Here is a 23,411-nt window from a genome sequence, read left to right as displayed (position 1 = left end):
TTACTGCGGATGACTGTTGGTGTTAGTGATCGTGCTCGGTTTGCTGCGGCGTTGGGAACGCGCCGGAGTCCAATCCAACGCGCCGATGCGCACCAGATAAACCAGACCGGCCAATAGCACCAAAATGAAAATGGCGGCTTCGATAAAGCCTACCCAGCCGCTCTCGCGAATCGAGACCGACCAGGCATACAGGTATAAGGCTTCAACGTCGAAAATAACGAAGAACATGGCCACCAGGTAGAACTTGGCGGACAAACGCATGCGCGCCGTGCCGACCGAGTCGATGCCTGATTCAAACGGGGTGTGTTTGGCGCGCGCCCGGGCTCTCCCGCCCAAGAAGAACGCGCCCAGCAGCATTAAGCCGCAGAGCCCGATAGCCACAACGAGAAATACGGCGAGCGCCCAGTGATGAGCGATAACTTCAGTGGTTGTTGACATACTCTATGCTTACTCATCAAAAGTGGCGTCGATCGCACTGCTCTTGTCACCGGCAGTTAGTGCGCCACATCGATTTAAGGGAAGGATAAATAACCACACAAACAAACTGCTTTTACAGCGAGTTAGGCAGCGTTTTTCTGTGGGCTTTTTACTCCTTTCTATAACCTTTTGTCAACTTTGACAAAAGTATCTACACACTAGTTTACATACGTATCATTTGATTAACATTTGATGCGCCAGGGACAGGCTAAATCGTGTCAGTTAATTTTTGTGTAGAAACAGATAGATATAAACCAACATGCACATTTCAGTTTTACTATACCATTGTCTCAGGAATTCCCTGTTCTTCCACTCACTACCTAGGGGTATTTTTTTGATCCAGGACACGTTTTCAGCATAAATCCTCAAAAAAAGTGTGGCCCTTTAACAATTTTCCTCAAATTGAGCCGCAAAAACGGCCGCTATAAGCTAACAAAATAACCCTGCTATTACCATGCCTTTAACCCATTCAATCTTATTGCTCAAAAAACGAACTTAGCGTATTAAACCCGGCCAAACTCTCTTTTCAGTAACGCTTAAAAGTTAGCAAAACAGCCAACTTAAGTTAAAAAACAAACCAAACATATATAAATAAATTTTTAGGTGAAAAAAGGACAAAAAAAACCTCCGCCGAAGCAGAGGTTTTCATCAGAAATCGCGCCGCAGCGTTATTCTTCTTCGTCCACCAGGCTGGCGTCATCCTGATCGCTCTGGAGACCGCCTTCCGCACCGTTGAAGCCATAGCCGTCATTGCCGCCCTGCATCGCGCTGAAGATGGCCATCGCCAGCTCGTTGCTGCACTGCGCGTTTTTGCACAGCGCATACTGGGTATCCGGCAACGGCGGCAAACCTTCCGCCGCGCCCAGCACCCGCAGGTCAGGGCTCATCATCTCGATCGGCCGCGCGGTCACGCCCAGGCCGGCCTTGCAAGCCGCCCGCACCGCGGACAGCGTGGAAGCGACGTAGGCGATGCGCCACGGGATGCCGGCTTCGTCCAACTGCTTGATCGCCAGCGAACGGAACGGGCTTGGCTCGTCCATCACCACCAGCGGGATCGGCTCGCCGGCCTGGTAATGGTAATCGGCGGCGCAGTACCACAACGTCGGCGACGTGCGCAGCACGATGTGCGGATGCCCTTCGGGATCGGCCGTGGTCACCGCCAGATCGATCTCGCCCTCTTCCAGCAGATCGACCATCGTCGTGCTGCGCTTCACGCGCACGTCAATAGCCAGCTTCGGATAGATGGCGGTTACGCGGTTCAGCAGGAAAGGCAGAATGGTATCGGCGGTGTCGTCGGAAGCGCCGATGGTCAGAACACCTTTAATATTGTTGTACATCAGAGAGGTACAGGCTTCATCGTTAAAGCGCAGGATTTTTCTGGCATAACCGAGAAGCTGAATACCATGCTCAGTCAGAAGTTTGTTGCGCCCATGGCGGGCAAACAGTTCTTTGCCGACCAGTTGCTCTAATCGCTGCATTTGTTGGCTGACGGCTGATTGAGTACGGCAAACGGCGACAGCCGCCGCTGCGAAAGTATTCAAATCAGCAACCGCAACAAAGGTTCTTAGCAGATCGAGGTCGAGATTAAGTATCGGACGATTTGCAGTTGTCATAGTGTATTCTTCACTTTTTTAAATTCTAATTTACGAACTACTACCCTGGTGTGTTTCTCAGACGCCGTTGAAAAAGGACGGAGCCTGTTATGACAGTACCCCACTCATAAGTGGAGGGCAAAAAAATTACTTATGATTCGTTACCTCTATCGCTTTTTGAAATGCGATCTATCGATGCTGCTTATAGAACGCGGGGGACTAAATGCCGGCATACGGGGAAAACCCCCACCGGGCCTGAGATTTTACTCATTCATACTGCCTAATTTCCACTCCATTCGTGCTACTGATAACCCTTATCAACTGGCGTTCAGACTGCATTTACGAGCAAGAAATATAAATAATTAACGGCACCGACTTCGTGTCACCACGCAATGAATTTAATAAATTCAATCAGTAAGATTTTTACTTTAAATAATATTCTCATAACCACATAAACAATGCTTAAGATAAAATATAAAGTAAAGCTTATGTAAATATGCCATTTTTCTTAGTGTGGTGTGTCATCTGACAACCCGCTATCAGACAACTCCGGTATTATCGTTCCTTTACAGTTACTGAAAACCATTCTCCCTTACGGCTTATCAGTTCTCCACACCCAAGCGCTGACGCCAGCGCGTCGCGTTGAACGACGCTCGATTTCACAGAACAAAACCCTAGTAAAATTATAGTTCATGAAATTATGAACCACAAAATAACTTTACCTTTGCTTATCATAACTAAAATCCCCCGTTACGACATGCATTTGCACCAAAGGCGTGCAAAACCCTTCAAAAGCAACTACGCCAGGAGTACATTGGGCGGGTTGCGGCGTCCCACGGTAGGAGCGCCCCTATCCCAGCAAAAGGCTCAACTTTTTATGTCCCCCATTGAGAAATCCAGCAAACTGGACAACGTCTGCTATGACATTCGCGGCCCGGTGCTTAAAGAAGCTAAACGTCTTGAAGAAGAAGGCAATAAAGTCCTGAAACTGAACATCGGCAACCCTGCCCCGTTCGGCTTCGACGCCCCGGACGAAATCCTGGTCGACGTGATCCGCAATCTGCCCACGGCGCAAGGCTACTCCGATTCCAAAGGCCTCTTCTCGGCGCGTAAAGCGATCATGCAGCACTATCAGGCGCGCAACATGCGTGACGTGACCGTTGAGGATATCTACATTGGCAACGGCGTCTCCGAGCTGATCGTTCAGTCCATGCAGGCGCTGCTCAACAGCGGCGACGAAATGCTGGTGCCGGCGCCGGACTATCCGCTGTGGACCGCCGCAGTGTCGCTGTCCGGCGGCAAGGCCGTACATTACCTGTGCGATGAGCAGGCCGGCTGGTTCCCGGATCTGGACGACATCATCAGCAAGATCACCCCGCGCACCCGCGGCATCGTGATCATCAACCCGAACAACCCGACCGGTGCGGTCTACAGCAAAGCGCTGCTTGAGCAGATCGTCGAGATCGCCCGTCAACACAACCTGATCATCTTCGCCGACGAGATCTACGACAAGATCCTGTACGACGAAGCAGAGCACCACTCGATCGCCGCGCTGGCGCCGGATCTGCTGACCGTGACCTTCAACGGCCTGTCGAAGACCTACCGCGTGGCGGGTTTCCGCCAGGGCTGGATGGTGCTGAACGGGCCGAAAAAGCACGCCAAAGGCTATATCGAAGGGCTGGAGATGCTGGCTTCGATGCGCCTGTGCGCCAACGTGCCGATGCAGCACGCGATTCAGACCGCGCTGGGCGGTTATCAGAGCATCAGCGAATTCATTCAGCCCGGCGGCCGCCTGTACGAACAGCGCAACCGCACCTGGGAATTGCTCAACGACATCCCGGGCGTCTCTTGCGTGAAGCCGCAGGGCGCGTTGTACATGTTCCCGCGCATCGATGCCAAACGCTTCAACATCCACGACGACCAGAAACTGGTGCTGGATCTGTTGCTGCAGGAAAAAGTGCTGCTGGTGCAGGGCTCCGCGTTCAACTGGCCTTACCCCGATCACGTGCGCATCGTCACCCTGCCGCGCGTAGACGAACTGGAAATGGCGGTCGGCAAGCTGGGCCGCTTCCTGGAAGGCTATCACCAATAATCATCAGGGGCGCAGCGCCTCGCTGCGCCCTTCCCTCACAGCCCGGTTGCAAAATTCGCCGACACTGCTTCACAATGGGGCCCTCACTTGCCGTTAAAGAGAGCACCATGAGTCAGAGCCATTTCTTCGCCCATCTGTCCCGCCTGAAACTGATCAACCGCTGGCCGCTGATGCGCAACGTGCGCACCGAGAACGTCTCCGAACACAGTCTGCAGGTGGCCTTTGTCGCCCACGCGTTGGCGGTGATCAAGAACCGCAAATTCAACGGCAACCTCAACGCCGACCGCGTTGCGCTGTTGGCGATGTACCATGACGCCAGCGAAGTGATCACCGGCGACATGCCGACGCCGATCAAATACTACAATCCGCAGATCGCCCACGAATACAAGAAGATCGAAAAGATCGCCCAGCAAAAGCTGCTGGACATGATCCCCGCGGAACTGCGCAACGATTTCCGCACCATTCTCGATGAGCACTATTACAGCGAAGATGAAAAGCAGGTGGTAAAGCAGGCGGACGCATTATGCGCCTACCTGAAATGCCTGGAGGAGCTGTCTGCCGGCAACAACGAATTTACCCTGGCCAAGGCGCGGCTGGATAAAACCCTGGAACAGCGCCGCAGCCCGGAGATGGACTACTTCATGGAAGTGTTCATTCCCAGCTTCAGCCTGTCGCTGGACGAAATCAGCCTCGACAGCTCGCTGTAACCCCGCCGGCGCAGCCTCGCTGCGCCGTTAAAAACCGTAGAGCCACGGCACCACAATCACGCTGACCGCCATCACCAACAGGGTGAACGGCACGCCGAGCCGCACGAAATCGCCGAACTTGTAATTGCCCGGCCCGAGAACCAGCGTATTGACCGGTGAAGAAACCGGCGTCATAAAGGCGGCGGACGCGGCGACGGCGATAATCATCGCGAACGGGTATGGCGATACCCCCATTTCGCGCGCGGCGGCGATGGCGATCGGCGCCATCAGCACCGCCGTCGCGGTATTGGAAATAAACAGGCCGATGGTGGCGCACAAGACGAACAGGCACAGCAGCATCACGCGCGGCCCCGCGCCGCCGGCGACGTCCATCAGCCCGCTGACGATCAGATCCACCCCGCCGGTCTTTTGCAGCGCCTGCGCGAACGGCATCATGCCGACGATCAAAATGATGCTCGGCCAATGGATCGATTTATAAGCGCTCTCCATGTCGATACAGCGGAATTTGCCCATCAGCAAACAGGCGATCAGCGCCGCGATCGGGTTGGGGATTTCGTCGGTCAGCATCATCGCCACCATCAACGCCAGGCAAAACAGCGCGTGCGGCGCCTGTGTGATGGCCGGCGCCACTTCGTCCACTTCGGCCGGCAAGTTGAGCACGATAAAGTCATGGGTTTTGGCCTGCAGTTGACGGATCGCCTTCCAGTCGCCGATCACCAGCAAAATGTCGCCCAGCTCCAGCGGCTCGTCCACCAGTTTGCCGCCGAGCGTCTCGCCGTGGCGGCGGATGCCCACCACGTTCAGATCGTAGCGGCTGCGGAACGCCGCTTCGCGCAGGCTTTTGCCCAGCAGCGCCGAGTCAGGGATCAGCGAGACCTCCGCCATGCCGACGTTGCGCGACTGTTCCGAGAAGTAATCGCCGCGCAGCACCATCGGCTCCAGCCGCTGTTCGCCGCAGAATTCGCGCAGATCGATCTGGCTGTCCGACATGTCGATCAAGAGGACGTCGCCCTCGCGCAGCTCGGTGCTGCCGGAGGCGCTGACCATCACCCGCCGGAAGCGTTTCCAGCGCTCGATGCCCACCACGTTGGCGCCGTAGCGCGCACGCAGGTGCAGTTCATCCAGCGAACGCCCGATCAGCGGCGAAGCGCTGCGGACAGCCAGCCGCCGCGCGCGGCCGGTCAGTCTGTAATCGCGGATCAGATCGCGGAAGGTGCGGCGCTGCCAGCCGTCGCCGGCTTTGCCCGTGTCACCGCTGCCCAGCCAACGCCGGGCGATCAGCATGTAGCCGACGCCCAGCGCCAGCACCACCAGGCCGATCGGCGTCACGCTGAAGAAACCGAAACCATGGATGCCTTCGCGCACCAGCTCGCTGTTGACCACCATATTGGGTGGCGTGGCCACCAACGTCATCATGCCGCTGATAAGCCCGGCAAAGCTGAGCGGCATCATCAGCCGCCCCGGCGCGATCTTCATTCTGGCCGTCACGCTGAGCACCACCGGGATAAAGATCGCCACCACGCCGGTCGAGCTCATAAATGCCCCCAGCCCGGCGACCGTCACCATCAGCAGCATCAACATTTTGGTTTCGCTGCTGCCGGCCACTTTCACCAACCAGTCGCCCACCTGATAGGCCACCCCGGTGCGTACCAACCCTTCGCCGATCACGAACAGCGCGGCGATCAGAATCACGTTGGGATCGCTGAACCCGACCGTCGCCTCCTGCAGGCTGAGCGTGCCGCTCAGCACGAAGGCGATGATCACCAACAGCGCCACCACGTCCATGCGCAGCTTGTTGGTGGTAAACAGCACGATGGCAATCAGCAGTAAACTCAGCACCCACAGTAATTCGCTGTTCAAAACGGCCTCATCCGGCAAATGTCCAAGGGCTTAAAAAATAGCATAAAAAAACCCCGCAAAGGCGGGGTCTAATCAATTAGGGTGAAGATAATGCCACTCAGGCCAGTAGGCGAACGATCGCGCCCTGCGCCGTTTTATCAACGGCGATCTGCGCCAGCGAATCCAGCCGCAGGTCAACCTGCTCCAGCTTCGGCGCGTCGGCCGGGGCGTTGACCGCAATCACCTGGCAGCCCGCCGCCAGCCCCGAAAGAATGCCGGCCGGCGCGTCTTCAACCACCACGCACTCGTGCGGCGCCAGCCCCAGACGTTCGGCGCCCAGCAGGTAGGCATCGGGCTGAGGCTTGCCGTGTTTAACCTGCTCGGCGGTGATGAACACCGCCGGCTGCGGCAAACCGCCGGCCTGGCGGCGAGCGCCGGCCACCGGCACCGAACCGGAGGTGACGATCGCCCAAGGGATGCCGAGCGCGTTCAGGCGCTCCAACAACGCGATGGCGCCCGGCAGCGCGCGAACGCCTTCGGTATCCTGCGCTTCCACCTGCTCCAGCAGTTGGAACTCGCGCTGAATTTCCGCTTCGCTTTCACCCGGCATAAAGTGGCGCAGAGAAGTAATGGCCTGTTTACCGTGAATGAAGTCCAGCACCGCTTGCGGATCGACGCCGCGACGCTCGGCCCAGTGCGTCCAGGCGCGCTCTACCGCCGGCAGCGAATCCACCAGGGTGCCATCAAGATCGAACAGAAAACCCTTACACTCCACAGAAAACCTCTTTTTAATCAAGCATTGATGATTTGCGCTATCTCAACGGCGCTCAAGTGATACTGGCGCGGGCAGGCCAGCCAGATCGCCAGCATACGCTGGTATTTTTCCCACATTTTGGTCTGGGCGTTGAAACCGTGGCTGCCGGAATCGAAGTGAGTATAGCGCCCCTCGGTGTTGACCAGGAAACGCACATAGCTCAGGTAGCGCGCCTCGGTGGCGGCGTCGAAGCCGAGAAACGCCAGGCGGCGCTCGTCCAGCCCCTGTTTCTCTTTCAGATTGCCCCAGGAAACCTGCAGCGCATGGTGCATCTCCATCACGTTGATGATGGTGCGGCACACCTCTTCGCTCAGTTCGCCAAAGTCACGATCCAGCTCGCGCATTTGCAAGCCGAAGCCGCGTTCGACGATGGTTTGCAACCGGCGATAACGATCGCTGTTGTCCGGATCGAGTAGCGTCATCATCTTGTACTGATTCGACAGGATCAGGCGCTGGGCATGGGTCATTTCCATCAGGATTTCCTCATTTCTGTATGATGGCGGGAGCATCGCACAGCGCAAGAACGCAGGAAATCACAACTCGACCGTTCTTTGATTTAAACCGGGGTTATTGGCGCTTTGACGAGAAAGGCCGCATCAGCGCGGCCTTTTCATTACAGATCGTCGAGGAAGGTTTTATCCAACTGCTTGAAGGCGCGCTTAAGCAGATCGGCCAACGTCTGATAGGTGGGCGTGCCCTCGAGCGGCGCCACCGCCTGCCCGGCTTCCGTCAGCTTGTTGCGCACCTCATGGAACCATTGCAGCAGCGTCGGCGGCAGCGGCGTAACAGAACGGCGCCCCAGCCACCACAAGCCCTGCATCGGCAGGCTGCAGGCGAACAGCGCGGTGGCGATCGCCGGGCCGAGCTGGCCGCCCAGCGCGATCTGCCAGGTCAGCGTGAAAATCGCCAACGGCGGCATGAAACGGATAGCGAAACGGGTGGCACGCGCAACGCGGTTCTCCGGAAAGACCGGTGCCAGACGTTTGTCTGACGGCCAGGTTTTCATATAATGCTGCCCGCGCTGGAAGACCTGAAACCAGCTTACGGAACCGGACGGTTTGCTCGTCATTGCGTACCTCAACGTCACGTAAAGAAACTAAAAGCGTGCTGCCAGAGCCCATACTAAAAAATTTGAAGCTTTAAATTTATTTTGTGTTTGCACCGGGCTATCGGTATCCTAAGCCGGCCTTGTGGCCGGTAGAAGATGACGTAAATTTTGTCAACTTTTAGCCCTATAAAAATCAAGATTATTTAAACCGCAGAGAAATCATCGGTTTTTCCATCATCCTGTGATTTGTGCACTTCACATGATGTTAATCATAAATGTCATCGGCACTATGCGCTACGCTTGTTGTCTGATTGACGATTAATTCACCACGTGTGTTCGATTTTCTTTTAACAACACGACTATTTAAGTAGGTACTTCCATGTCGAGTAAGCTAGTACTGGTTCTTAACTGCGGCAGTTCTTCTCTGAAATTCGCCATCATCGATGCCGTTAACGGCGACGAATTCCTCTCCGGTTTGGCCGAGTGTTTCCACCTGCCTGAAGCTCGCATCAAGTGGAAAATGGACGGCGCCAAACACGAAGCTGCCCTGGGGGCCGGCGCTGCACACAGCGAAGCGCTGAACTTCATTGTTAATACTATTCTGGCACAAAAACCAGAGCTTTCTGCGCAGCTGACCGCTATCGGCCACCGCATCGTGCACGGCGGCGAGAAGTTTACCGCTTCCGCCGTGATCAACGACGAAGTTCTGCAGGGTATCAAAGATTCCGTGCCGTTTGCACCACTGCACAACCCGGCTCACCTGATCGGCATCGCGGAAGCGCTGAAATCCTTCCCTCACTTGGCTGACAAGAACGTTGCCGTGTTCGACACCGCGTTCCACCAGACCATGCCGGAAGAATCTTACCTGTACGCCCTGCCGTACAGCCTGTACCGCGACCACGGCGTTCGCCGCTACGGCGCACACGGCACCAGCCACTTCTACGTGACTCAAGAAGCCGCGAAGATGCTGAACAAGCCGGTAGAAGAAGTGAACGTGATCACTTGCCACCTGGGCAACGGCGGCTCCGTCACCGCAGTGCGCAACGGCCAGTGCGTTGACACCTCCATGGGTCTGACCCCGCTGGAAGGCCTGGTAATGGGCACCCGCAGCGGTGACATCGATCCGGCTATCATCTTCCACCTGCACGATTCTCTGGGCATGAGCGTTGATCAGATCAACAAGATGCTGACCAAAGAATCCGGCCTGCTGGGCCTGACCGAAGTCACCAGCGACTGCCGTTACGTTGAAGACAACTACGACAGCAAAGCCGACGCCAAACGCGCCATGGACGTGTTCTGCCACCGTCTGGCCAAATACGTCGGCGCCTACAGCGCGCTGATGGAAGGCCGTCTGGACGCGGTGATCTTCACCGGCGGCATCGGCGAGAACGCCGGCATGGTGCGTGAGCTGACCCTGAACAAACTGGGCCTGCTGGGCTTCGAAATCGACCACGACCGCAACATGGCCGCTCGCTTCGGCAAATCCGGCGCCATCACCAAAGACGGCAGCCGCCTGGCGCTGGTGATCCCGACCAACGAAGAGTTGGTCATCGCGCAGGACGCATCCCGCCTGACCGCGTAATGCTCTCAAAACACCGTCAGCCCAGGCTGACGGTGTTGTTTTAGCCTCATGTTAATCGTGAAGAGGACTATTCTGTGTCACGTACTATTATGTTGATCCCCACCGGCACCAGCGTCGGCCTGACCAGCGTCAGCCTGGGTGTCATCCGCTCCATGGAGCAAAAAGGCGTTCGTCTGAGCGTGTTCAAACCTATCGCTCAACCGCGCACCGGCGACAACGCACTCGACCAGACCACCACTATCATCCGCAGCAACTCCACCATCCCGGCGGCCGAACCGCTGCGCATGGATTACGTTGAGGGCCTGCTGAGCTCCAACCAGCAAGACGTGCTGATGGAAGAGATTGTGGCGCGCTACCACGAGAACACCAAAGACGCGGAAGTGGTGCTGATCGAAGGCCTGGTGCCGACCCGCAAACATCAGTTCGCCAACGCGCTGAACTACGAGATCGCCAAAACCCTGAATGCCGAAATCGTCTTCGTGCTGGCGCTGGGCAACGACTCCCCGGCGCAGCTGAAAGAGCGCATCGAACTGGCGCGCACCAGCTTCGGCGGCAGCAAGAACAAAAACATCACCGGCGTGATCATCAACAAGCTGAACGCACCGGTCGACGATCAGGGCCGCACCCGTCCTGACCTGTCCGAAATCTTCGACGACTCCACCAAGGCCAGCATCGCCCACGTCGATCCTGCACAGCTGTTCGCCAACAGCCCGCTGCCGGTTCTGGGCTGCGTGCCGTGGAGCTTCGATCTGATCGCCACCCGCGCCATCGACATGGCTCGCCACCTGAAGGCCCGCGTGGTCAACGAAGGCGACATCATGACCCGCCGCGTGAAGTCCGTGACCTTCTGTGCGCGCAGCATTCCGCACATGCTGGAACACTTCCGCCCAGGCTCCCTGCTGGTGACCTCCGCAGACCGTCCTGACGTACTGGTCTCCGCCTGCCTGGCGGCGATGAACGGCGTGGAAATCGGCGCCATCCTGCTGACCGGCGGCTACGCCATCGACGAGCCGATCAAGAAGCTGTGCGAACGCGCCTTCCAGACCGGCCTGCCGGTGTTCATGGTCGACACCAACACCTGGCAGACCTCGCTGAGCCTGCAGAGCTTCAACCTCGAAGTGCCGGCGGACGACCACCAGCGCATCGAGAAAGTGCAGAACTACGTGGCCAGCCACATCAGCACCGAGTGGATCGATTCGCTGACCGCCACCTCCGAGCGTTCACGCCGCCTGTCTCCACCGGCGTTCCGTTACGAGCTGACCGAGCTGGCGCGTAAAGCCGGCAAGCGCATCGTGCTGCCGGAAGGCGATGAGCCGCGCACCGTGAAAGCGGCGGCCATCTGCGCCGAACGCGGCATCGCGGAATGCGTGCTGCTCGGCAACCCGGACGAGATCCAGCGCGTCGCGGCAGCGCAAGGCGTTGAGCTGGGCAAAGGCATCGAAATCGTCGATCCGGTCGCCGTGCGTGAAAACTACGTGCCGCGTCTGGTTGAACTGCGTAAGAGCAAGGGCATGACCGAAGTGGTCGCGCGCGAGCAGCTGGAAGACAACGTGGTGCTCGGCACCCTGATGCTGGAACAAGGCGAAGTCGACGGCCTGGTCTCCGGCGCGGTTCACACCACCGCCAACACCATCCGTCCGCCGTTGCAGCTGATCAAAACCGCACCGGGCAGCTCGCTGGTCTCCTCCGTGTTCTTCATGCTGCTGCCTGACCAGGTACTGGTCTACGGCGACTGCGCGATCAACCCGGATCCGACCGCCGAGCAGCTGTCTGAAATCGCCATCCAGTCTGCGGATTCCGCCGCGGCCTTCGGCATCGAGCCGCGCGTGGCGATGATCTCCTACTCCACCGGCAACTCCGGTGCGGGCAGCGACGTAGAGAAAGTGCGCGAAGCGACCCGTCTGGCGCAGGAAAAACGCCCGGATCTGATCATCGACGGCCCGCTGCAGTACGACGCCGCCATCATGGCCGACGTCGCCAAGTCCAAGGCGCCGAACTCGCCGGTGGCCGGCCAGGCGACCGTGTTCATCTTCCCGGATCTGAACACCGGCAACACCACCTACAAAGCGGTACAGCGTTCCGCTGACCTGGTCTCCATCGGGCCGATGCTGCAAGGCATGCGCAAGCCGGTGAACGACCTGTCGCGCGGCGCACTGGTTGACGATATCGTCTACACCGTCGCGCTGACGGCGATCCAGTCTTCCCAGGCTGACGCTGCCGCCGCCAAGGCGTAATAAACCGTTAAAAAAAGCCAGTCAGGTAATCCTGACTGGCTTTTTTATGCCTGATATTCTTGGTGATGATGCTGTTTTAGACAATACCCGCCAAATCCGCAGCACCCACCATCATCGCCAGGCGCTGACGCCCCGTGCAGAAAAATCAATGGTAGGCATGATGGGGATTTGGCTGTTCGTGGCATAGAAAAATGCCGAATTCGTAAAGGAATACACCTTCCCGGAAAAATTGATGATGACGCGGTTGCCCTCGCCGCGGATAGTTGCATCAGCCCGATCCGCCGTCAAAATTGGCGCGCTTTGACTCAGCACGTTGATAGGGTCGCCATCCAGGCTTCCGTTCAAATAGTAACGATACACATCCGTGTCGGTGGCCCCCGCATTCTGGTACTCGGTGACATAGAGCCAAATCTCGTCGGTCAACTGCTTTTTGCTGTAGAGCTTATCGTCATAAGTATCGCGGGTGGCATACCAATACCCCGCAAAGCCAACGACAATAACCAACAAAACCGTCGTCAATAGCCGATGAGCCCATTTAGTAACCATGCTGAGTTGCATAATCAATTCCTTCTCAAGCGTTATACCAATCACCCCGCTTCACACACATTGCTGCCCCAGTCATCTCATTCATCCCTTCTCTGGCTTTATTACTTCGCGCTGGCAATAACCTGCGAAATCTGGCCGTCACTGATTTTCAGCGAGAAACTGCGCTGCCAGAAACGTTTGGAATCTGCATCCTGAGGATCTACGGTACTGATTGCCACGGTATATGGCACATTGCTCTCAAATGCCTTGAACGAGTATGGGATACATTGGCCGGGCGTAATCGTCTCAACGGGCTTCGGCGGTAGAATGGTCCTACGCCAGAGTTCATGCGTTTGGCTACCCAACCGGTGTTCAATAGCGATACTGACCAGACTGACCCTGCCACTCTGTGTTGGGTCGGTTTGCGGTAAAGAGAAACAGAGATCATTTCCCCTCAGCGTAATATCCGCAGTGTAAAAACGTTGCTTTTCAAGCATACAGCCACTGAGCAACATCATCATGATGAGGGTAGAACGGGATAGCGTGATCTCGCCTAGCGTCAGCCTTCTGAACGAGCCTCTTGCTGCTATCATTATTCACCCCATGAATATAACTAATTGTATTTATTATACTATTTTTATTATCTCTTTTTACCTAAGCATTGGCCATCTATTATCCATTAAAAACAAAAAGCCCCCTAAGGGGCTTCTCAGTTGATAACGCGTGAGTCATGACTCAGATACTGGGCAGGAAGCTATGTGCTTTGTCCAGAGCACCAGACCTCATTCGTTACAGCAGTTGTTATTGACTCGAGAACTATTTTTGCAGCAGCTGCCCAGCAGCCTCCAGAATATGCTCGGCGGTCAGGCCATACTCCTGCTGTAAAAACGCCTGGGTGCCCACCTGACCATAACGCTCCTTCACCCCCACGCGCCGCATCGGCGTCGGGCACTCTTCCGCCAGCACCTCCGCCACTGCTGATCCCAGCCCGTTATGAATGCTGTGGTTTTCACAGGTGACGATGCGTCCGGTCTTGGCCGCATAGGCTTTGATCAGTTCACGGTCAATAGGCTTGAGGGTGAACATATCGATCACCGCCGCGCTGACGCCCTGCCGCGCCAGCATCTCCGCCGCCTTCAGCGCCTCCGCCACCATGATGCCGTTGGCGATCAGCGTGATATCGTCGCCGTCGCGCAGCAGATTGCCCTTGCCGATGGTAAAGCGCGAGCCGTCCTGGTAGATGCGCGTCGCCTGCTTGCGGATGGTGCGCACCCAGTAGAAGCCGCGCAGATCCATCAGCTGGCGCAGAACGTCGGCGAACATGGTGGCGTCGGTCACTTCCAGCACCACCGAGTGCGCCAGCCCGCGCACGATGCCCATATCCTCGAACGACATGTGGGTGCCGCCGTTGTGGCAGGCGCTCACCCCGGCGTCGGAAGCGATCACCTTGACGTTGTTGCGCTGATAATCCAGCGACATGAACAGCTGATCGAAACAGCGGCGGCTGGCGAAGGCGGTAAAGGTGTGCACGAAAGGCACCCGGCCGGTCAGCGACAGCCCGGCGGCGACGCCGATCACGTTAGCCTCCATGATGCCGCAGTTAATCACGTGCTGCGGGTGATCCTTATGCACGCCGTCCATCGCCATGGAGCTCATCAGATCCGCCTCCAGCGCGATGATCGGCGCGCCCGCTTCAATCTGCCGCCGCACCGCGCCGGCATAGACTTTGCGCATTTCGACGGCGTCGTTTTCCAACTGCGTCACTACGTTAAACATGGGCGGCCTCCAGTTCGGCGATGGCTTTTTCAATCTCCAGCTGCACGTCCGGCGTCAGGCGCAGGTGGTGTGAGTTCGACAGGTTTTCCAGATAGGTCACGCCCTGCCCTTTGATGCTATCGAGCACGATCGCCAGCGGTCGCTGTTCGCCGCCGCGCACCGGCGCTACCGCCGCCAGCAGCGCCGCAATGTCGTCTCCCTTGATGGTTTGTACTTCAAAGCCGAAGGCGCGGAACTTGGCGGCCAGATCGAACGGTTGGATCACCTCGTCGAGCGCGCCGTCCAGCTGTTGTTTGTTGTAATCGATAAACAGCGTCAGGTTGTTCAGATTGTGGTGGGCGATAAACTGGAACGCCTCCCAGCACTGCCCTTCGTTCAGCTCACCGTCGCCGAGGATGCTGAACACCCGGTTACGACGCCCCGCCAGCCGATGGGATAACGCCATGCCGGCGGCGATCGACACGCCCTGTCCCAGCGAGCCGGTAGTGGCGTCCACGCCGCGCGTGCGCAATCGGTCCGGGTGGCTAGGCAGACGCGTGCCGTTCTGGTTGAGGGTTTTCAGCTCCGCCAGCGGGAAGTAGCCCTTGATCGCCAGCGTGCTGTACAGCGCCGGGCCGGCGTGCCCTTTCGACAGCACGAAGTCATCGCGCTCCGGCCAGTCCGGATCCGCCGGATCGATGCGCATCACGCCGCCGTACAATACCGCCAGCGTCTCGACCACCGACATGCAGCCGCCGTAGTGGCCGAACCCCAGCCCGGTCAACGCCTTCAATGTTTCCAGGCGGATGGCGCGCGCCAGGGCGCGCAGCTCTTCAATTTCCGTTTCGCTCGTTGTGTCGTTCATCACTCTGCCCTCATTATTTCTCGACGCGGTCAGCGGCCGGCGCGCCTTTGCGTTTTCCCAGGAAGTTATGCGCCACCAGCAGCGCAAACACGGCGACAATCGCCAGCATGATCATCTCTTTCGACATAAAGCGCGCCATGTTGCCCAGCAGGATGCCGATCGCGCCGAAGTCGGCGTCGGAGAAGGTGGTGTTGGCAAAGCCCAGCGCCCCCAGCACCGGCAGTAGCAGCACCGGCAGGAAGGTGATCAGCAGACCGTTGGCGAAAGCGCCCAGCATCGCGCCGCGCCGCCCGCCGGTGGCGTTGCCGAACACCCCGGCGGTAGCGCCGGTGAAGAAATGCGGCACTACGCCGGGCAGGATCAGCACCATCTTCAGTTGCCCCAGCAGGAACAGCCCGGCCAACCCGCCGAGGAAGCTGAACAGGAAGCCGATCAGCACCGCGTTGGGGGCATAGGGGTAAACCACCGGGCAATCCAGCGCCGGCCGCGCGTTAGGCACCAGTTTTTCCGAGAAGCCGGTGAACGCCGGCACGATCTCCGCCAGAATCAAGCGCACGCCCTGCAGGATAATGAATACCCCGGCGGCGAAGGTGATGGCCTGGATAATCGAATACACCAGGTAGTTCTGGCCGCCGCTGAGCTCGCTTTCCACATAGGCCCGCCCGGCGCAGATCGCCAGGATCAGGTAGATGACGATCATGGTCATCGAGATCGAAATGGAGCTGTCGCGCAGAAAACTGAGGTTTTTCGGCAGGTTCATCTCTTCGGTCGAGCGCGAGTTTTTCCCCACTTTCGAGCCGATCCAACCGGACAGCACATAGCCCAGGGTGCCGAAGTGGCCGAAGGCGATATCGTCGTTGCCGGTGATGCGGCGCATATAGCGTTGGGCGATCGCCGGGAAGAACGCCATCACCAGCCCCAGGGTCAGCGCGCCGGTGAACACCAGCTGTACGCCCTCGAAGCCCGCCACCGTCAGGATGATGCCGATCATGCAGGCCATGTAGAAGGTGTGGTGGCCGGTGAGGAAGATGTATTTCAATCGGGTAAAGCGCGCCACCACGATATTCGCCACCATGCCGAACGCCATGATCAGCGCGGTGGAAGCGCCGTATTTCTCCAGCGCGATGGAGACGATGGCTTCGTTATTCGGAATGATGCCCTGAATATTAAACGCGTGTTCGAACATGCCGCCCAGCGGATTGAGCGATCCGACCAATACCGTGGCGCCGCCGCCCAAAACGATAAAGCCGAGAATAGTTTTTACCGTGCCTTTCACCACGTCGGAAAACGATTTCTTTTGCGCCAGCAAACCGATCAGCGCAATAAGCCCGACCAGTACCGAAGGCACCTTTAATATATCCACCACAAACTTAAGCGTTTCCTGGATAAACATATCCACCTCGCCAATCGTTTTATTCAGATGATTGAGTGGGCTTCGAAGTAAGCGCGCAGCTTGGCTTCCAGCTCATTAATGTCGATGATGTTGCTGATCACCACCAGCTGCTCGGCCGGTACGCTGGCGCTGTCGGCGATGTCTTTCGCCATCACGAACACGTCGGCGGCGCCGGGAGTGGCGGACGACAGATCGGAGTGTTCGACCTCGGCCTCCACCCCCATCTTTTTCAGCACCTTTTTAATGTTCATTTCCACCATAAAGCTGCTGCCGAGACCTGAACCGCAAATCGCCATGATTTTCATGATATCCACCTGTTGAATTTAGCGTGTAGGGTAGCGCCGCCGGGAATATTCCCGACGTTATGGGCATTAATAATGTTCCTGGTGATTAAACGTTAATAGCGGGCGATAATATCCTCAATTTGCCGTTTGTCTGTGGCGTGAAATAACGCCTCCATCGCCGTGTTATCGGAAAATAATTCCGCCAACTGCGAAATCATTTCAATGTGACTGTTGCCGTCGGGTGCGGAAAGCATCACCACCACCTGAACCGGATCGTTATCCGCAGAATGAAAATTCACGCCCTGGTGGATCTTCAACAGCGACAGCCCCAGCGCGTTGGCGCCCTGCTCCGGCCGCGCGTGCGGCATCGCGATGCCCGGCGCCAGGACGAAGTAGGGGCCAAGCTGCTCCTGCTGATGAAAGATGGCCGTCAGGTAATTCGGCGTAATCACGCCGCGTTGCAGCAGCGGTTGCGCGCTCAGCGTTACCGCCTGGCGCCAGTCCTCCACCCATTCGCACAGCTGTATATGATCGGCGGTCAGCCATTCTTTCAGCACGTTACCCTCCCAAGCGTTGATGGTTTCGGCCGGTGATTAATTCACCGACGACGGTAAAACTTTAATCAACCCCTCTCGGCTGCACAGTGATTGGCATCACAAAGATAGCGCTACCAAAGCGCTATCATGCAGAACTGTGATAGCGCTATCAAAACGCCATGCCGCGGCGCGGCGTTAACCACAATTTTTTCTCGCTCTTCCGGGTTACGGGGTAGAATGTGCCGCATACTGGGATCGTCGAAGCCGCGCCGTCGGCTTCCCACCATCACAATCTTTATGCGCCGCGCGCGCATTTCAGTCGGGATTAGGCATGTCGATCGGTAAAAAACGCCGCAGCACAGGCAGGGTGACGTTGGCTGACGTAGCGCAGCTGGCGGGCGTCGGCACCATGACGGTGTCGCGCGCGCTGCGCACGCCGGAACAGGTTTCGGACAAACTGCGCGAGAAGATAGACGCGGCGGTAAACGAGCTGGGCTATCTGCCCAACCTGGCCGCCAGCTCGCTGGCCTCGGCCTCGTCCTACACCATCGCCATGGTGGTGCCCAGCCTGTCCGAATCCGGCTGCGCCGAGATGTTCGCCGGCCTGCAGAAAGTGCTGCAGCCCGCCGGCTATCACATCATGCTGGCGGAGTCGCAGCACCACCTGGAACGCGAGGAGAAACTGCTGGAGACGCTGCTCTCTTACAACCTGGCGGCGGCGGTGCTGCTCAGCGTCGAGCATTCGCAAAATGCCCGCAACGCGTTGATCGCCGCCAACATTCCGGTGGTGGAGATCGGCGCCGTACGCGCCGATCCGATCGACATGAGCATCGGCATCGATTACGTGGCGGCCATGTATCAGCTGACGCAAACGGTGATCGCCAGCGGTTACCAGAATGTCGGGCTGCTGTGCGCCAATCAGGAGCAGTGGATTTTCCAGCAGCACCTGCAGGGCTGGCACAAGGCGCTGCTGCGCAACCATATGTCGCCGCATCGGGTCATCAACGCCGCGCAGCCCGCCAGCTTCAGCACCGGCGCGCAGCAGCTGCCGGAATTCTTGCTGGCCTGGCCGGAGCTGGACGCGCTGGTGTGCGCGTCGGACGAACTGGCGGGCGGCGTACTGTATGAATGCCAGCGGCGGCGCATCAAGGTGCCGGATAATCTGGCGGTGGTGGGCTTCGGCAACAGCGAGTTCAGCCGGGTGTGCCAGCCGCCGCTGACCACCATGACCATTCCGCATCGCGACATCGGCATTCAGGCCGGCCAGGCGCTGCTGGCGCGGCTGAACGAGCATCCCTGGCAGCCGCCAGGCTCCCTGCCCGCCACGCTGTGCCGCCGCGACAGCTGCTGAATCCGCCCGTAAAAAAAGCCGGTCGATGACCGGCTTTTCCATGCGCAGGCGGCTCAGTGATTGTCGAGCGGCTTGCCGTAATCCTGTTCATTGTTGCGCGTCAGCCACAGCGACAGCGCCTTCAGCGAATCCGGGGTAAACTCGTCGCAGCGGGCGGTGATCTCTTCCGGCGTCAGCCAGCACACCTCGGCCACTTCTTCTTCCTGCAGCGCGAACGGCCCGTGCGATACGCAGCTGAACAGCGCCCCCCACACCCGGCACTGCTCTTCCTCGAAGTAGAACAGACCGTGCTCGGCGAAAGGCACGCCGGCGATGCCCAGCTCCTCTTCCGCCTCGCGGCGCGCCGAATCCAGCACGTTTTCACCGCTTTGCACTACGCCGCCCGCCGTCGCGTCCAGCCAGCCCGGGTAGAAGTCCTTGATCTCGGTGCGACGCTGCACCAGAATTTTTCCCATCCCATCATGCACCACAATATAGGTAGCACGATGACGCAGCCGCTCCGCCCGCATCTGTTGACGACTGGATTGAGCAATCACCTCGTTTTGCTCGTCGACGATATCAACCCACTCGGTATCTGCAGCCTGACCCTGTTCCGCCATCCTCTAAAACCTTCTATTTTGGCGCGATGCAATCCCGCGCGCTGGTTAATCAATGAGTGTTTTTCAAAGATTTTTATTGTGTGTGTATAAATTAGTGCGTTTAGCGTGTTAACGCCACCTCCGCGACGACCTTGCCGTCGTCGAGCGTCAGCACGCGCAAAGTGCCGCTTTCCAACATGCCGTAGCTGGCGGGAAAGCCCCCTTTCGGGATGCTGACCGAGCCCGGATTGAAGCAATAGATCTCACCCTGCCGCTCCGCCTGCGGCAGATGCGTATGGCCATAGGCCAAGACGTCACCGCAGGATAACGGCGGCAGTGCCGAGGGATGATAAAGGTGACCGTGGGTCAAAAACAATCGTCTTTTTTGCAGTAAAACCTGTTGCCAGGGCGCCTCGATGGGAAACGTCAGCAGCATCTGATCGACCTCGCTGTCGCAATTGCCGCGAACGGCGATGATCTTGTCGCTATAGCGATTCAATCGTTCGGCAACCTGAGCGGGCTGATACCCGGCGGGCAGCGCGTTGCGCGGGCCGTGATTCAGCAAATCACCCAGAAGAATCAACCAGTCGGCGCCGTGTTGTGCGAACAATTCCAGCACGCGTTCGGTCGCCGGCAGCGAACCGTGGATATCCGAGGCGAACATCAGCTTCATAACCTTGTCCTATAGAGGGAAATAAGCGCCATTTTACCGCGCCGGCGCCGTGCGGCAAACCGCCGCCCGCCCCGGTGGAGAATTGTGATCCAACTGCGCAGATAGCATCGGACGAATCCCACATAGCCTGCTATCCTTAGCTGCTATTGTTGGATCTCTGATATACCTTTGTGCGCGGCGAAGACCGCAGCAACGTGTAATGAATTACAGATCACCTTACCGCAGGAGGCAACATGATTGACCTGTATTACGCGCCTACTCCCAATGGTCACAAGATCACCTTGTTTTTGGAAGAGGTCGGCTTACCCTACCGTATCCATCGCGTAAACATCAGCGCCGGCGAGCAGTTCAAACCGGACTTTCTGAGCATTTCTCCCAACAACAAAATCCCGGCGATCGTCGATCAGCAACCGGTGGACGGCGGCGCGCCGATCAGCCTGTTCGAATCCGGGGAAATCCTGCTGTATCTGGCGGAGAAGACCGGCAAGCTGCTGAGCAAGGGCCTGCGCGAACGCGCCGCTACCCTGCAGTGGCTGTTCTGGCAAGTGGCCGGATTCGGGCCGATGCTCGGGCAGAATCACCACTTTAACCACTACGCGCCGCAGCCGGTGCCTTACGCCATCGAGCGTTACCATCTGGAGACCAAGCGGCTGTACGGCGTGCTGGAAGCTGAACTGCAAAAACACCCGTACCTGGGCGGCGATAACTACAGCATCGCCGATATCGCCACCTACCCGTGGGTCGTGTCGCATCCGCGCCAGCGCATCGATCTGGCGGATTACCCGGCGGTGCGCAACTGGTTCGAGCGCATCAGCAATCGCCCGGCGACCGAGCGCGCCTACAAACTGGCCGAACAAGCCTAAGTGCCCCCCCGACTCCCCGTCGGCCGGGGAGTCACATTGTCCCTGCGTTATCATTTCCCTACTTTCCGTGTATTCTGAACGCTAATAATCAGACCTATGGAGAATCTCTGATGTCTTTCAGTCAACCCGACGCCGTTATTCGCATTAAAAATCTGCGGCTGCGCACGTTCATCGGTATCAAGGAAGAGGAAATCAACAACCGACAGGACGTCCTGATCAACGTGGTGATCCACTACCCGGCGGACAAGGCGCGCAACAGCGAAGATATCGCCGATGCGCTCAACTACCGCACCATCACCAAAGCGATCATCCGCCATGTGGAAGATAACCGTTTCGCGTTGCTGGAAAAATTAACGCAGGATGTGCTCGATATCGTAAAAGAACACGCCTGGGTGACCTATGCTGAAGTGGAGATAGATAAACTTCTGGCCCTGCGCTACGCCGACTCGGTTTCCATGACCATGAGCTACCGCCGGGACTAATTCAGGGAGGTCGACCATGCGGATCCTGATCACCGGCGCAACGGGATTGATAGGCAGCAGCCTGACGGCAAGACTGCTGGCGCTTTCTCACCACATTACGGTGCTGACCCGAGACGAACGGCGAGCCCGAGCCCGGCTGGGCGACCGGCCGAGCTATTGGCGAACGCTGGACGACCGGCAATCGCTGGATGAATTCGACGCGGTGATCAACCTGGCCGGCGAACCTATCGCCGACAAGCGCTGGAGCGCGCAGCAGAAAGAGCGGCTGTGCCGCAGCCGCTGGGATCTGACCGAACGCTTGGCGAAGCTGATCAAGGCCGGCAGCACGCCCCCCGGCGTGCTGATTTCCGGTTCCGCCGTCGGCTACTACGGCGATCAGGGGCAGGCGGTGGTGACCGAAGAGGAGCCGCCGCACGACGAATTCACCCACCAGCTGTGTCAACGCTGGGAAGCGCTGGCGCTGCAGGCGCAAAGCGACGCCACCCGCGTCTGCCTGCTGCGCACCGGCGTGGTGCTGGCGCCACAGGGCGGCGCGCTGGCCAAAATGCTGCCGCCGTTCCGCTTCGGGCTCGGCGGCCCGATCGGCGACGGTCGCCAATACCTGCCGTGGATCCACCTCGAAGACATGGTCAACGGCATTATTTATCTGCTGGATCACGCCACCCTGAGCGGCCCGTTCAACATGGTGGCTCCCTACCCGGTGCACAACGAGCAATTCGCCGCCCAATTGGCCAACGTGCTCGATCGCCCGGCGTTTCTGCGGGTGCCGGCGTTCGTCATGCGGCTGTTGATGGGGGAAGCGGCGGTGCTGGTGCTCGGCGGCCAGCGGGCGGTGCCGAAGCGCCTGGAAGAGGCCGGTTTCCACTTCCGTTATCTGGAGCTGGAACAGGCATTGGATGACGTTGTCAATCAGCGGGCCGGAGCCCGCTGATCTGAGGTTACTTCAACGCGCCGGACAGGAACTGCTGCAGGCGCGGGCTTTTGGGATTGCCGAACAGCTCGGCCGGCGGGCCCTGCTCTTCGATCAACCCTTTGTGCAGGAAGATCACGTGGTTCGAAACGTGGCGCGCAAACTCCATTTCGTGCGTCACCACCACCATGGTTTTTCCCTCCTCCGCCAGCTTCTGCATGATGCGCAGCACCTCGCCCACCAACTCGGGATCCAGCGCCGACGTCGGTTCGTCAAACAGCAGCACTTCCGGCTCCATCGCCAATGCGCGGGCAATGGAGACGCGCTGCTGCTGGCCGCCCGACAGGTGCACCGGGTACTTGCCGCGCGCCCGCTCGTCGATGCCCACTTTATCCAGGTAGCGCACCGCGCGCTCGTGCGCGTCGGCCTTGCTCAGCCCCAGCACCTGCACCGGCGCCTCCATCACGTTCTCCAGCACCGTCATATGGCTCCACAGGTTAAAATGCTGGAACACCATGGTCAGGCGGGTACGCAGCAGCTGCAGCTGCTTCTTGTCGAATACCTTCAGCTGGCCGTCCTTGTCGCGCACCATGCGAATATCTTCGTTGTTCAGGCTGATCGAGCCTTCGCTCGGCTTCTCGAGGAAGTTGATGCAGCGCAGAAAGGTACTTTTGCCGGAGCCGGAGGAGCCGATGATGCTGATCACATCCCCGGCGTTGGCCGCCAGCGAGACGCCCTTCAGCACCTCGTGATCGCCATAGCGTTTGTGCAGTTCCGTGACGGCTAATTTATTCTCAGACATGGTTTTTCT

24 protein-coding genes are annotated in these 23,411 nt (G+C 58.2%); 8 read left to right on the top strand and 16 right to left on the bottom strand.

Going from position 1 to position 23,411, the window contains the following annotated elements; genetic code table 11:
- Both nuoA and lrhA read right to left on the bottom strand, forming a co-directional pair.
- Nucleotides 1-438, bottom strand: a complete 438-nt coding sequence (nuoA, locus tag J0X03_RS06965; protein ID WP_004936040.1) for an NADH-quinone oxidoreductase subunit NuoA — start codon at nucleotides 436-438, stop codon at nucleotides 1-3.
- Nucleotides 439-1,145: 707 nt separating this feature from the next.
- Nucleotides 1,146-2,090, bottom strand: a complete 945-nt coding sequence (gene lrhA / locus J0X03_RS06960) for a transcriptional regulator LrhA (protein ID WP_033643860.1) — start codon at nucleotides 2,088-2,090, stop codon at nucleotides 1,146-1,148.
- A gap of 856 nt (nucleotides 2,091-2,946) precedes the next feature.
- Between lrhA and J0X03_RS06955 the strand changes: the two genes are divergently transcribed.
- Nucleotides 2,947-4,161, top strand: coding sequence for a pyridoxal phosphate-dependent aminotransferase (locus J0X03_RS06955; protein WP_019453720.1), 1,215 nt, complete (start codon nucleotides 2,947-2,949; stop codon nucleotides 4,159-4,161).
- Nucleotides 4,162-4,268: 107 nt separating this feature from the next.
- Nucleotides 4,269-4,868, top strand: a complete 600-nt coding sequence (yfbR, locus tag J0X03_RS06950) for a 5'-deoxynucleotidase (RefSeq protein WP_015378582.1) — start codon at nucleotides 4,269-4,271, stop codon at nucleotides 4,866-4,868.
- A 27-nt stretch (nucleotides 4,869-4,895) separates the two neighbouring features.
- On the opposite strand, the gene J0X03_RS06945 is transcribed toward yfbR, so the two are convergent.
- From J0X03_RS06945 to yfbV, 4 genes are all read right to left on the bottom strand, one after another.
- Nucleotides 4,896-6,728 carry an SLC13 family permease gene (locus J0X03_RS06945; RefSeq protein WP_069100275.1) on the bottom strand — a complete coding sequence of 611 codons (1,833 nt, stop codon included), beginning with the start codon at nucleotides 6,726-6,728 and terminating at the stop codon, nucleotides 4,896-4,898.
- A gap of 97 nt (nucleotides 6,729-6,825) precedes the next feature.
- On the bottom strand, nucleotides 6,826-7,482 hold the full coding sequence (locus tag J0X03_RS06940; protein WP_033643863.1) for a sugar phosphatase: 657 nt from the start codon (nucleotides 7,480-7,482) through the stop codon (nucleotides 6,826-6,828).
- 17 nt (nucleotides 7,483-7,499) lie between these two features.
- A complete protein-coding gene (locus tag J0X03_RS06935; protein WP_033643864.1) occupies nucleotides 7,500-7,994 on the bottom strand; it encodes a YfbU family protein in 495 nt (164 codons plus the stop codon).
- A gap of 140 nt (nucleotides 7,995-8,134) precedes the next feature.
- A complete protein-coding gene (yfbV, locus tag J0X03_RS06930; protein WP_004936061.1) occupies nucleotides 8,135-8,590 on the bottom strand; it encodes a terminus macrodomain insulation protein YfbV in 456 nt (151 codons plus the stop codon).
- Between the two features lie 358 nt (nucleotides 8,591-8,948).
- Here yfbV and ackA point away from each other — a divergent pair, with 358 nt between their 5' ends.
- Nucleotides 8,949-10,151 carry an acetate kinase gene (gene ackA, locus J0X03_RS06925; protein ID WP_004936063.1) on the top strand — a complete coding sequence of 401 codons (1,203 nt, stop codon included), beginning with the start codon at nucleotides 8,949-8,951 and terminating at the stop codon, nucleotides 10,149-10,151.
- 74 nt (nucleotides 10,152-10,225) lie between these two features.
- A complete protein-coding gene (gene pta, locus J0X03_RS06920; RefSeq protein WP_004936066.1) occupies nucleotides 10,226-12,385 on the top strand; it encodes a phosphate acetyltransferase in 2,160 nt (719 codons plus the stop codon).
- Nucleotides 12,386-12,496: 111 nt separating this feature from the next.
- Here pta and J0X03_RS06915 read toward each other — a convergent pair whose 3' ends face one another.
- The 7 genes from J0X03_RS06915 to J0X03_RS06885 all read right to left on the bottom strand — a co-directional run bounded on the left by J0X03_RS06915 (nucleotide 12,497) and on the right by J0X03_RS06885 (nucleotide 17,764).
- Nucleotides 12,497-12,943: a hypothetical protein gene (locus J0X03_RS06915; RefSeq protein WP_069100274.1), complete on the bottom strand. Its 447-nt coding sequence runs from the start codon at nucleotides 12,941-12,943 to the stop codon at nucleotides 12,497-12,499.
- An 89-nt stretch (nucleotides 12,944-13,032) separates the two neighbouring features.
- The gene (locus J0X03_RS06910; protein ID WP_230358713.1) at nucleotides 13,033-13,503 is read right to left on the bottom strand and encodes a putative T6SS immunity periplasmic lipoprotein; all 471 of its coding nucleotides are present in this window, start codon (nucleotides 13,501-13,503) and stop codon (nucleotides 13,033-13,035) included.
- A gap of 223 nt (nucleotides 13,504-13,726) precedes the next feature.
- Complete coding sequence (locus J0X03_RS06905) at nucleotides 13,727-14,686, bottom strand: transketolase family protein (RefSeq protein ID WP_069100273.1); 960 nt, start codon at nucleotides 14,684-14,686, stop codon at nucleotides 13,727-13,729.
- Nucleotides 14,679-15,530 (bottom strand): transketolase, encoded by an 852-nt coding sequence (locus J0X03_RS06900; RefSeq protein WP_069100272.1) that lies wholly within the window; start codon nucleotides 15,528-15,530, stop codon nucleotides 14,679-14,681. The genes J0X03_RS06905 and J0X03_RS06900 overlap by 8 nt, the downstream gene beginning before the upstream one ends.
- 13 nt (nucleotides 15,531-15,543) lie before the next feature.
- Nucleotides 15,544-16,923 (bottom strand): PTS ascorbate transporter subunit IIC, encoded by a 1,380-nt coding sequence (locus J0X03_RS06895; RefSeq protein WP_004936074.1) that lies wholly within the window; start codon nucleotides 16,921-16,923, stop codon nucleotides 15,544-15,546.
- Nucleotides 16,924-16,946: 23 nt separating this feature from the next.
- Nucleotides 16,947-17,228 (bottom strand): PTS sugar transporter subunit IIB, encoded by a 282-nt coding sequence (locus J0X03_RS06890; protein ID WP_025303676.1) that lies wholly within the window; start codon nucleotides 17,226-17,228, stop codon nucleotides 16,947-16,949.
- 92 nt (nucleotides 17,229-17,320) lie between these two features.
- A complete protein-coding gene (locus J0X03_RS06885; protein ID WP_069100271.1) occupies nucleotides 17,321-17,764 on the bottom strand; it encodes a PTS sugar transporter subunit IIA in 444 nt (147 codons plus the stop codon).
- Between the two features lie 310 nt (nucleotides 17,765-18,074).
- Here J0X03_RS06885 and J0X03_RS06880 point away from each other — a divergent pair, with 310 nt between their 5' ends.
- Nucleotides 18,075-19,094, top strand: coding sequence for a LacI family DNA-binding transcriptional regulator (locus J0X03_RS06880; protein ID WP_042785105.1), 1,020 nt, complete (start codon nucleotides 18,075-18,077; stop codon nucleotides 19,092-19,094).
- A 53-nt stretch (nucleotides 19,095-19,147) separates the two neighbouring features.
- Here J0X03_RS06880 and yfcD read toward each other — a convergent pair whose 3' ends face one another.
- Together yfcD and yfcE are read right to left on the bottom strand one after the other, a co-directional pair.
- The gene (gene yfcD, locus J0X03_RS06875) at nucleotides 19,148-19,693 is read right to left on the bottom strand and encodes an NUDIX hydrolase YfcD (RefSeq protein ID WP_004936086.1); all 546 of its coding nucleotides are present in this window, start codon (nucleotides 19,691-19,693) and stop codon (nucleotides 19,148-19,150) included.
- A 100-nt stretch (nucleotides 19,694-19,793) separates the two neighbouring features.
- Nucleotides 19,794-20,345 carry a phosphodiesterase gene (gene yfcE, locus J0X03_RS06870; protein ID WP_033643871.1) on the bottom strand — a complete coding sequence of 184 codons (552 nt, stop codon included), beginning with the start codon at nucleotides 20,343-20,345 and terminating at the stop codon, nucleotides 19,794-19,796.
- 233 nt (nucleotides 20,346-20,578) lie between these two features.
- Between yfcE and yfcG the strand changes: the two genes are divergently transcribed.
- The 3 genes from yfcG (at nucleotide 20,579) to J0X03_RS06855 (ending at nucleotide 22,621) form a co-directional block, all read left to right on the top strand.
- Complete coding sequence (gene yfcG / locus J0X03_RS06865) at nucleotides 20,579-21,208, top strand: GSH-dependent disulfide bond oxidoreductase (protein WP_016926886.1); 630 nt, start codon at nucleotides 20,579-20,581, stop codon at nucleotides 21,206-21,208.
- Between the two features lie 110 nt (nucleotides 21,209-21,318).
- On the top strand, nucleotides 21,319-21,690 hold the full coding sequence (gene folX / locus J0X03_RS06860; RefSeq protein ID WP_025303682.1) for a dihydroneopterin triphosphate 2'-epimerase: 372 nt from the start codon (nucleotides 21,319-21,321) through the stop codon (nucleotides 21,688-21,690).
- Nucleotides 21,691-21,706: 16 nt separating this feature from the next.
- A complete protein-coding gene (locus J0X03_RS06855) occupies nucleotides 21,707-22,621 on the top strand; it encodes a TIGR01777 family oxidoreductase (RefSeq protein WP_069100270.1) in 915 nt (304 codons plus the stop codon).
- Nucleotides 22,622-22,628: 7 nt separating this feature from the next.
- On the opposite strand, the gene hisP is transcribed toward J0X03_RS06855, so the two are convergent.
- Nucleotides 22,629-23,402, bottom strand: coding sequence for a histidine ABC transporter ATP-binding protein HisP (gene hisP, locus J0X03_RS06850; RefSeq protein ID WP_004936098.1), 774 nt, complete (start codon nucleotides 23,400-23,402; stop codon nucleotides 22,629-22,631).
- Between the last annotated feature and the right edge of the window lie 9 nt (nucleotides 23,403-23,411).

Source organism: Serratia ureilytica (genome assembly GCF_017309605.1).
In the GTDB taxonomy this organism is placed as follows: domain Bacteria; phylum Pseudomonadota; class Gammaproteobacteria; order Enterobacterales; family Enterobacteriaceae; genus Serratia; species Serratia ureilytica.
The sequence above is the reverse complement of the archived record's forward strand: the minus strand, read 5'-3'. Positions and strand labels throughout refer to the sequence as shown.

What these genes read in the sequence shown, in the direction of transcription:
- nuoA (WP_004936040.1), bottom strand. Translation starts at nt 438, where the DNA reads ATGTCAACAACCACTGAAGTTATCGCTCATCACTGGGCGCTCGCCGTA.
- lrhA (WP_033643860.1), bottom strand. Translation starts at nt 2,090, where the DNA reads ATGACAACTGCAAATCGTCCGATACTTAATCTCGACCTCGATCTGCTA.
- J0X03_RS06955 (WP_019453720.1), top strand. Translation starts at nt 2,947, where the DNA reads ATGTCCCCCATTGAGAAATCCAGCAAACTGGACAACGTCTGCTATGAC.
- yfbR (WP_015378582.1), top strand. Translation starts at nt 4,269, where the DNA reads ATGAGTCAGAGCCATTTCTTCGCCCATCTGTCCCGCCTGAAACTGATC.
- J0X03_RS06935 (WP_033643864.1), bottom strand. Translation starts at nt 7,994, where the DNA reads ATGGAAATGACCCATGCCCAGCGCCTGATCCTGTCGAATCAGTACAAG.
- yfbV (WP_004936061.1), bottom strand. Translation starts at nt 8,590, where the DNA reads ATGACGAGCAAACCGTCCGGTTCCGTAAGCTGGTTTCAGGTCTTCCAG.
- ackA (WP_004936063.1), top strand. Translation starts at nt 8,949, where the DNA reads ATGTCGAGTAAGCTAGTACTGGTTCTTAACTGCGGCAGTTCTTCTCTG.
- J0X03_RS06915 (WP_069100274.1), bottom strand. Translation starts at nt 12,943, where the DNA reads ATGCAACTCAGCATGGTTACTAAATGGGCTCATCGGCTATTGACGACG.
- J0X03_RS06910 (WP_230358713.1), bottom strand. Translation starts at nt 13,503, where the DNA reads ATGATAGCAGCAAGAGGCTCGTTCAGAAGGCTGACGCTAGGCGAGATC.
- J0X03_RS06905 (WP_069100273.1), bottom strand. Translation starts at nt 14,686, where the DNA reads ATGTTTAACGTAGTGACGCAGTTGGAAAACGACGCCGTCGAAATGCGC.
- J0X03_RS06900 (WP_069100272.1), bottom strand. Translation starts at nt 15,530, where the DNA reads ATGAACGACACAACGAGCGAAACGGAAATTGAAGAGCTGCGCGCCCTG.
- J0X03_RS06895 (WP_004936074.1), bottom strand. Translation starts at nt 16,923, where the DNA reads ATGTTTATCCAGGAAACGCTTAAGTTTGTGGTGGATATATTAAAGGTG.
- J0X03_RS06890 (WP_025303676.1), bottom strand. Translation starts at nt 17,228, where the DNA reads ATGAAAATCATGGCGATTTGCGGTTCAGGTCTCGGCAGCAGCTTTATG.
- J0X03_RS06880 (WP_042785105.1), top strand. Translation starts at nt 18,075, where the DNA reads ATGTCGATCGGTAAAAAACGCCGCAGCACAGGCAGGGTGACGTTGGCT.
- yfcD (WP_004936086.1), bottom strand. Translation starts at nt 19,693, where the DNA reads ATGGCGGAACAGGGTCAGGCTGCAGATACCGAGTGGGTTGATATCGTC.
- yfcE (WP_033643871.1), bottom strand. Translation starts at nt 20,345, where the DNA reads ATGAAGCTGATGTTCGCCTCGGATATCCACGGTTCGCTGCCGGCGACC.
- yfcG (WP_016926886.1), top strand. Translation starts at nt 20,579, where the DNA reads ATGATTGACCTGTATTACGCGCCTACTCCCAATGGTCACAAGATCACC.
- folX (WP_025303682.1), top strand. Translation starts at nt 21,319, where the DNA reads ATGTCTTTCAGTCAACCCGACGCCGTTATTCGCATTAAAAATCTGCGG.
- J0X03_RS06855 (WP_069100270.1), top strand. Translation starts at nt 21,707, where the DNA reads ATGCGGATCCTGATCACCGGCGCAACGGGATTGATAGGCAGCAGCCTG.
- hisP (WP_004936098.1), bottom strand. Translation starts at nt 23,402, where the DNA reads ATGTCTGAGAATAAATTAGCCGTCACGGAACTGCACAAACGCTATGGC.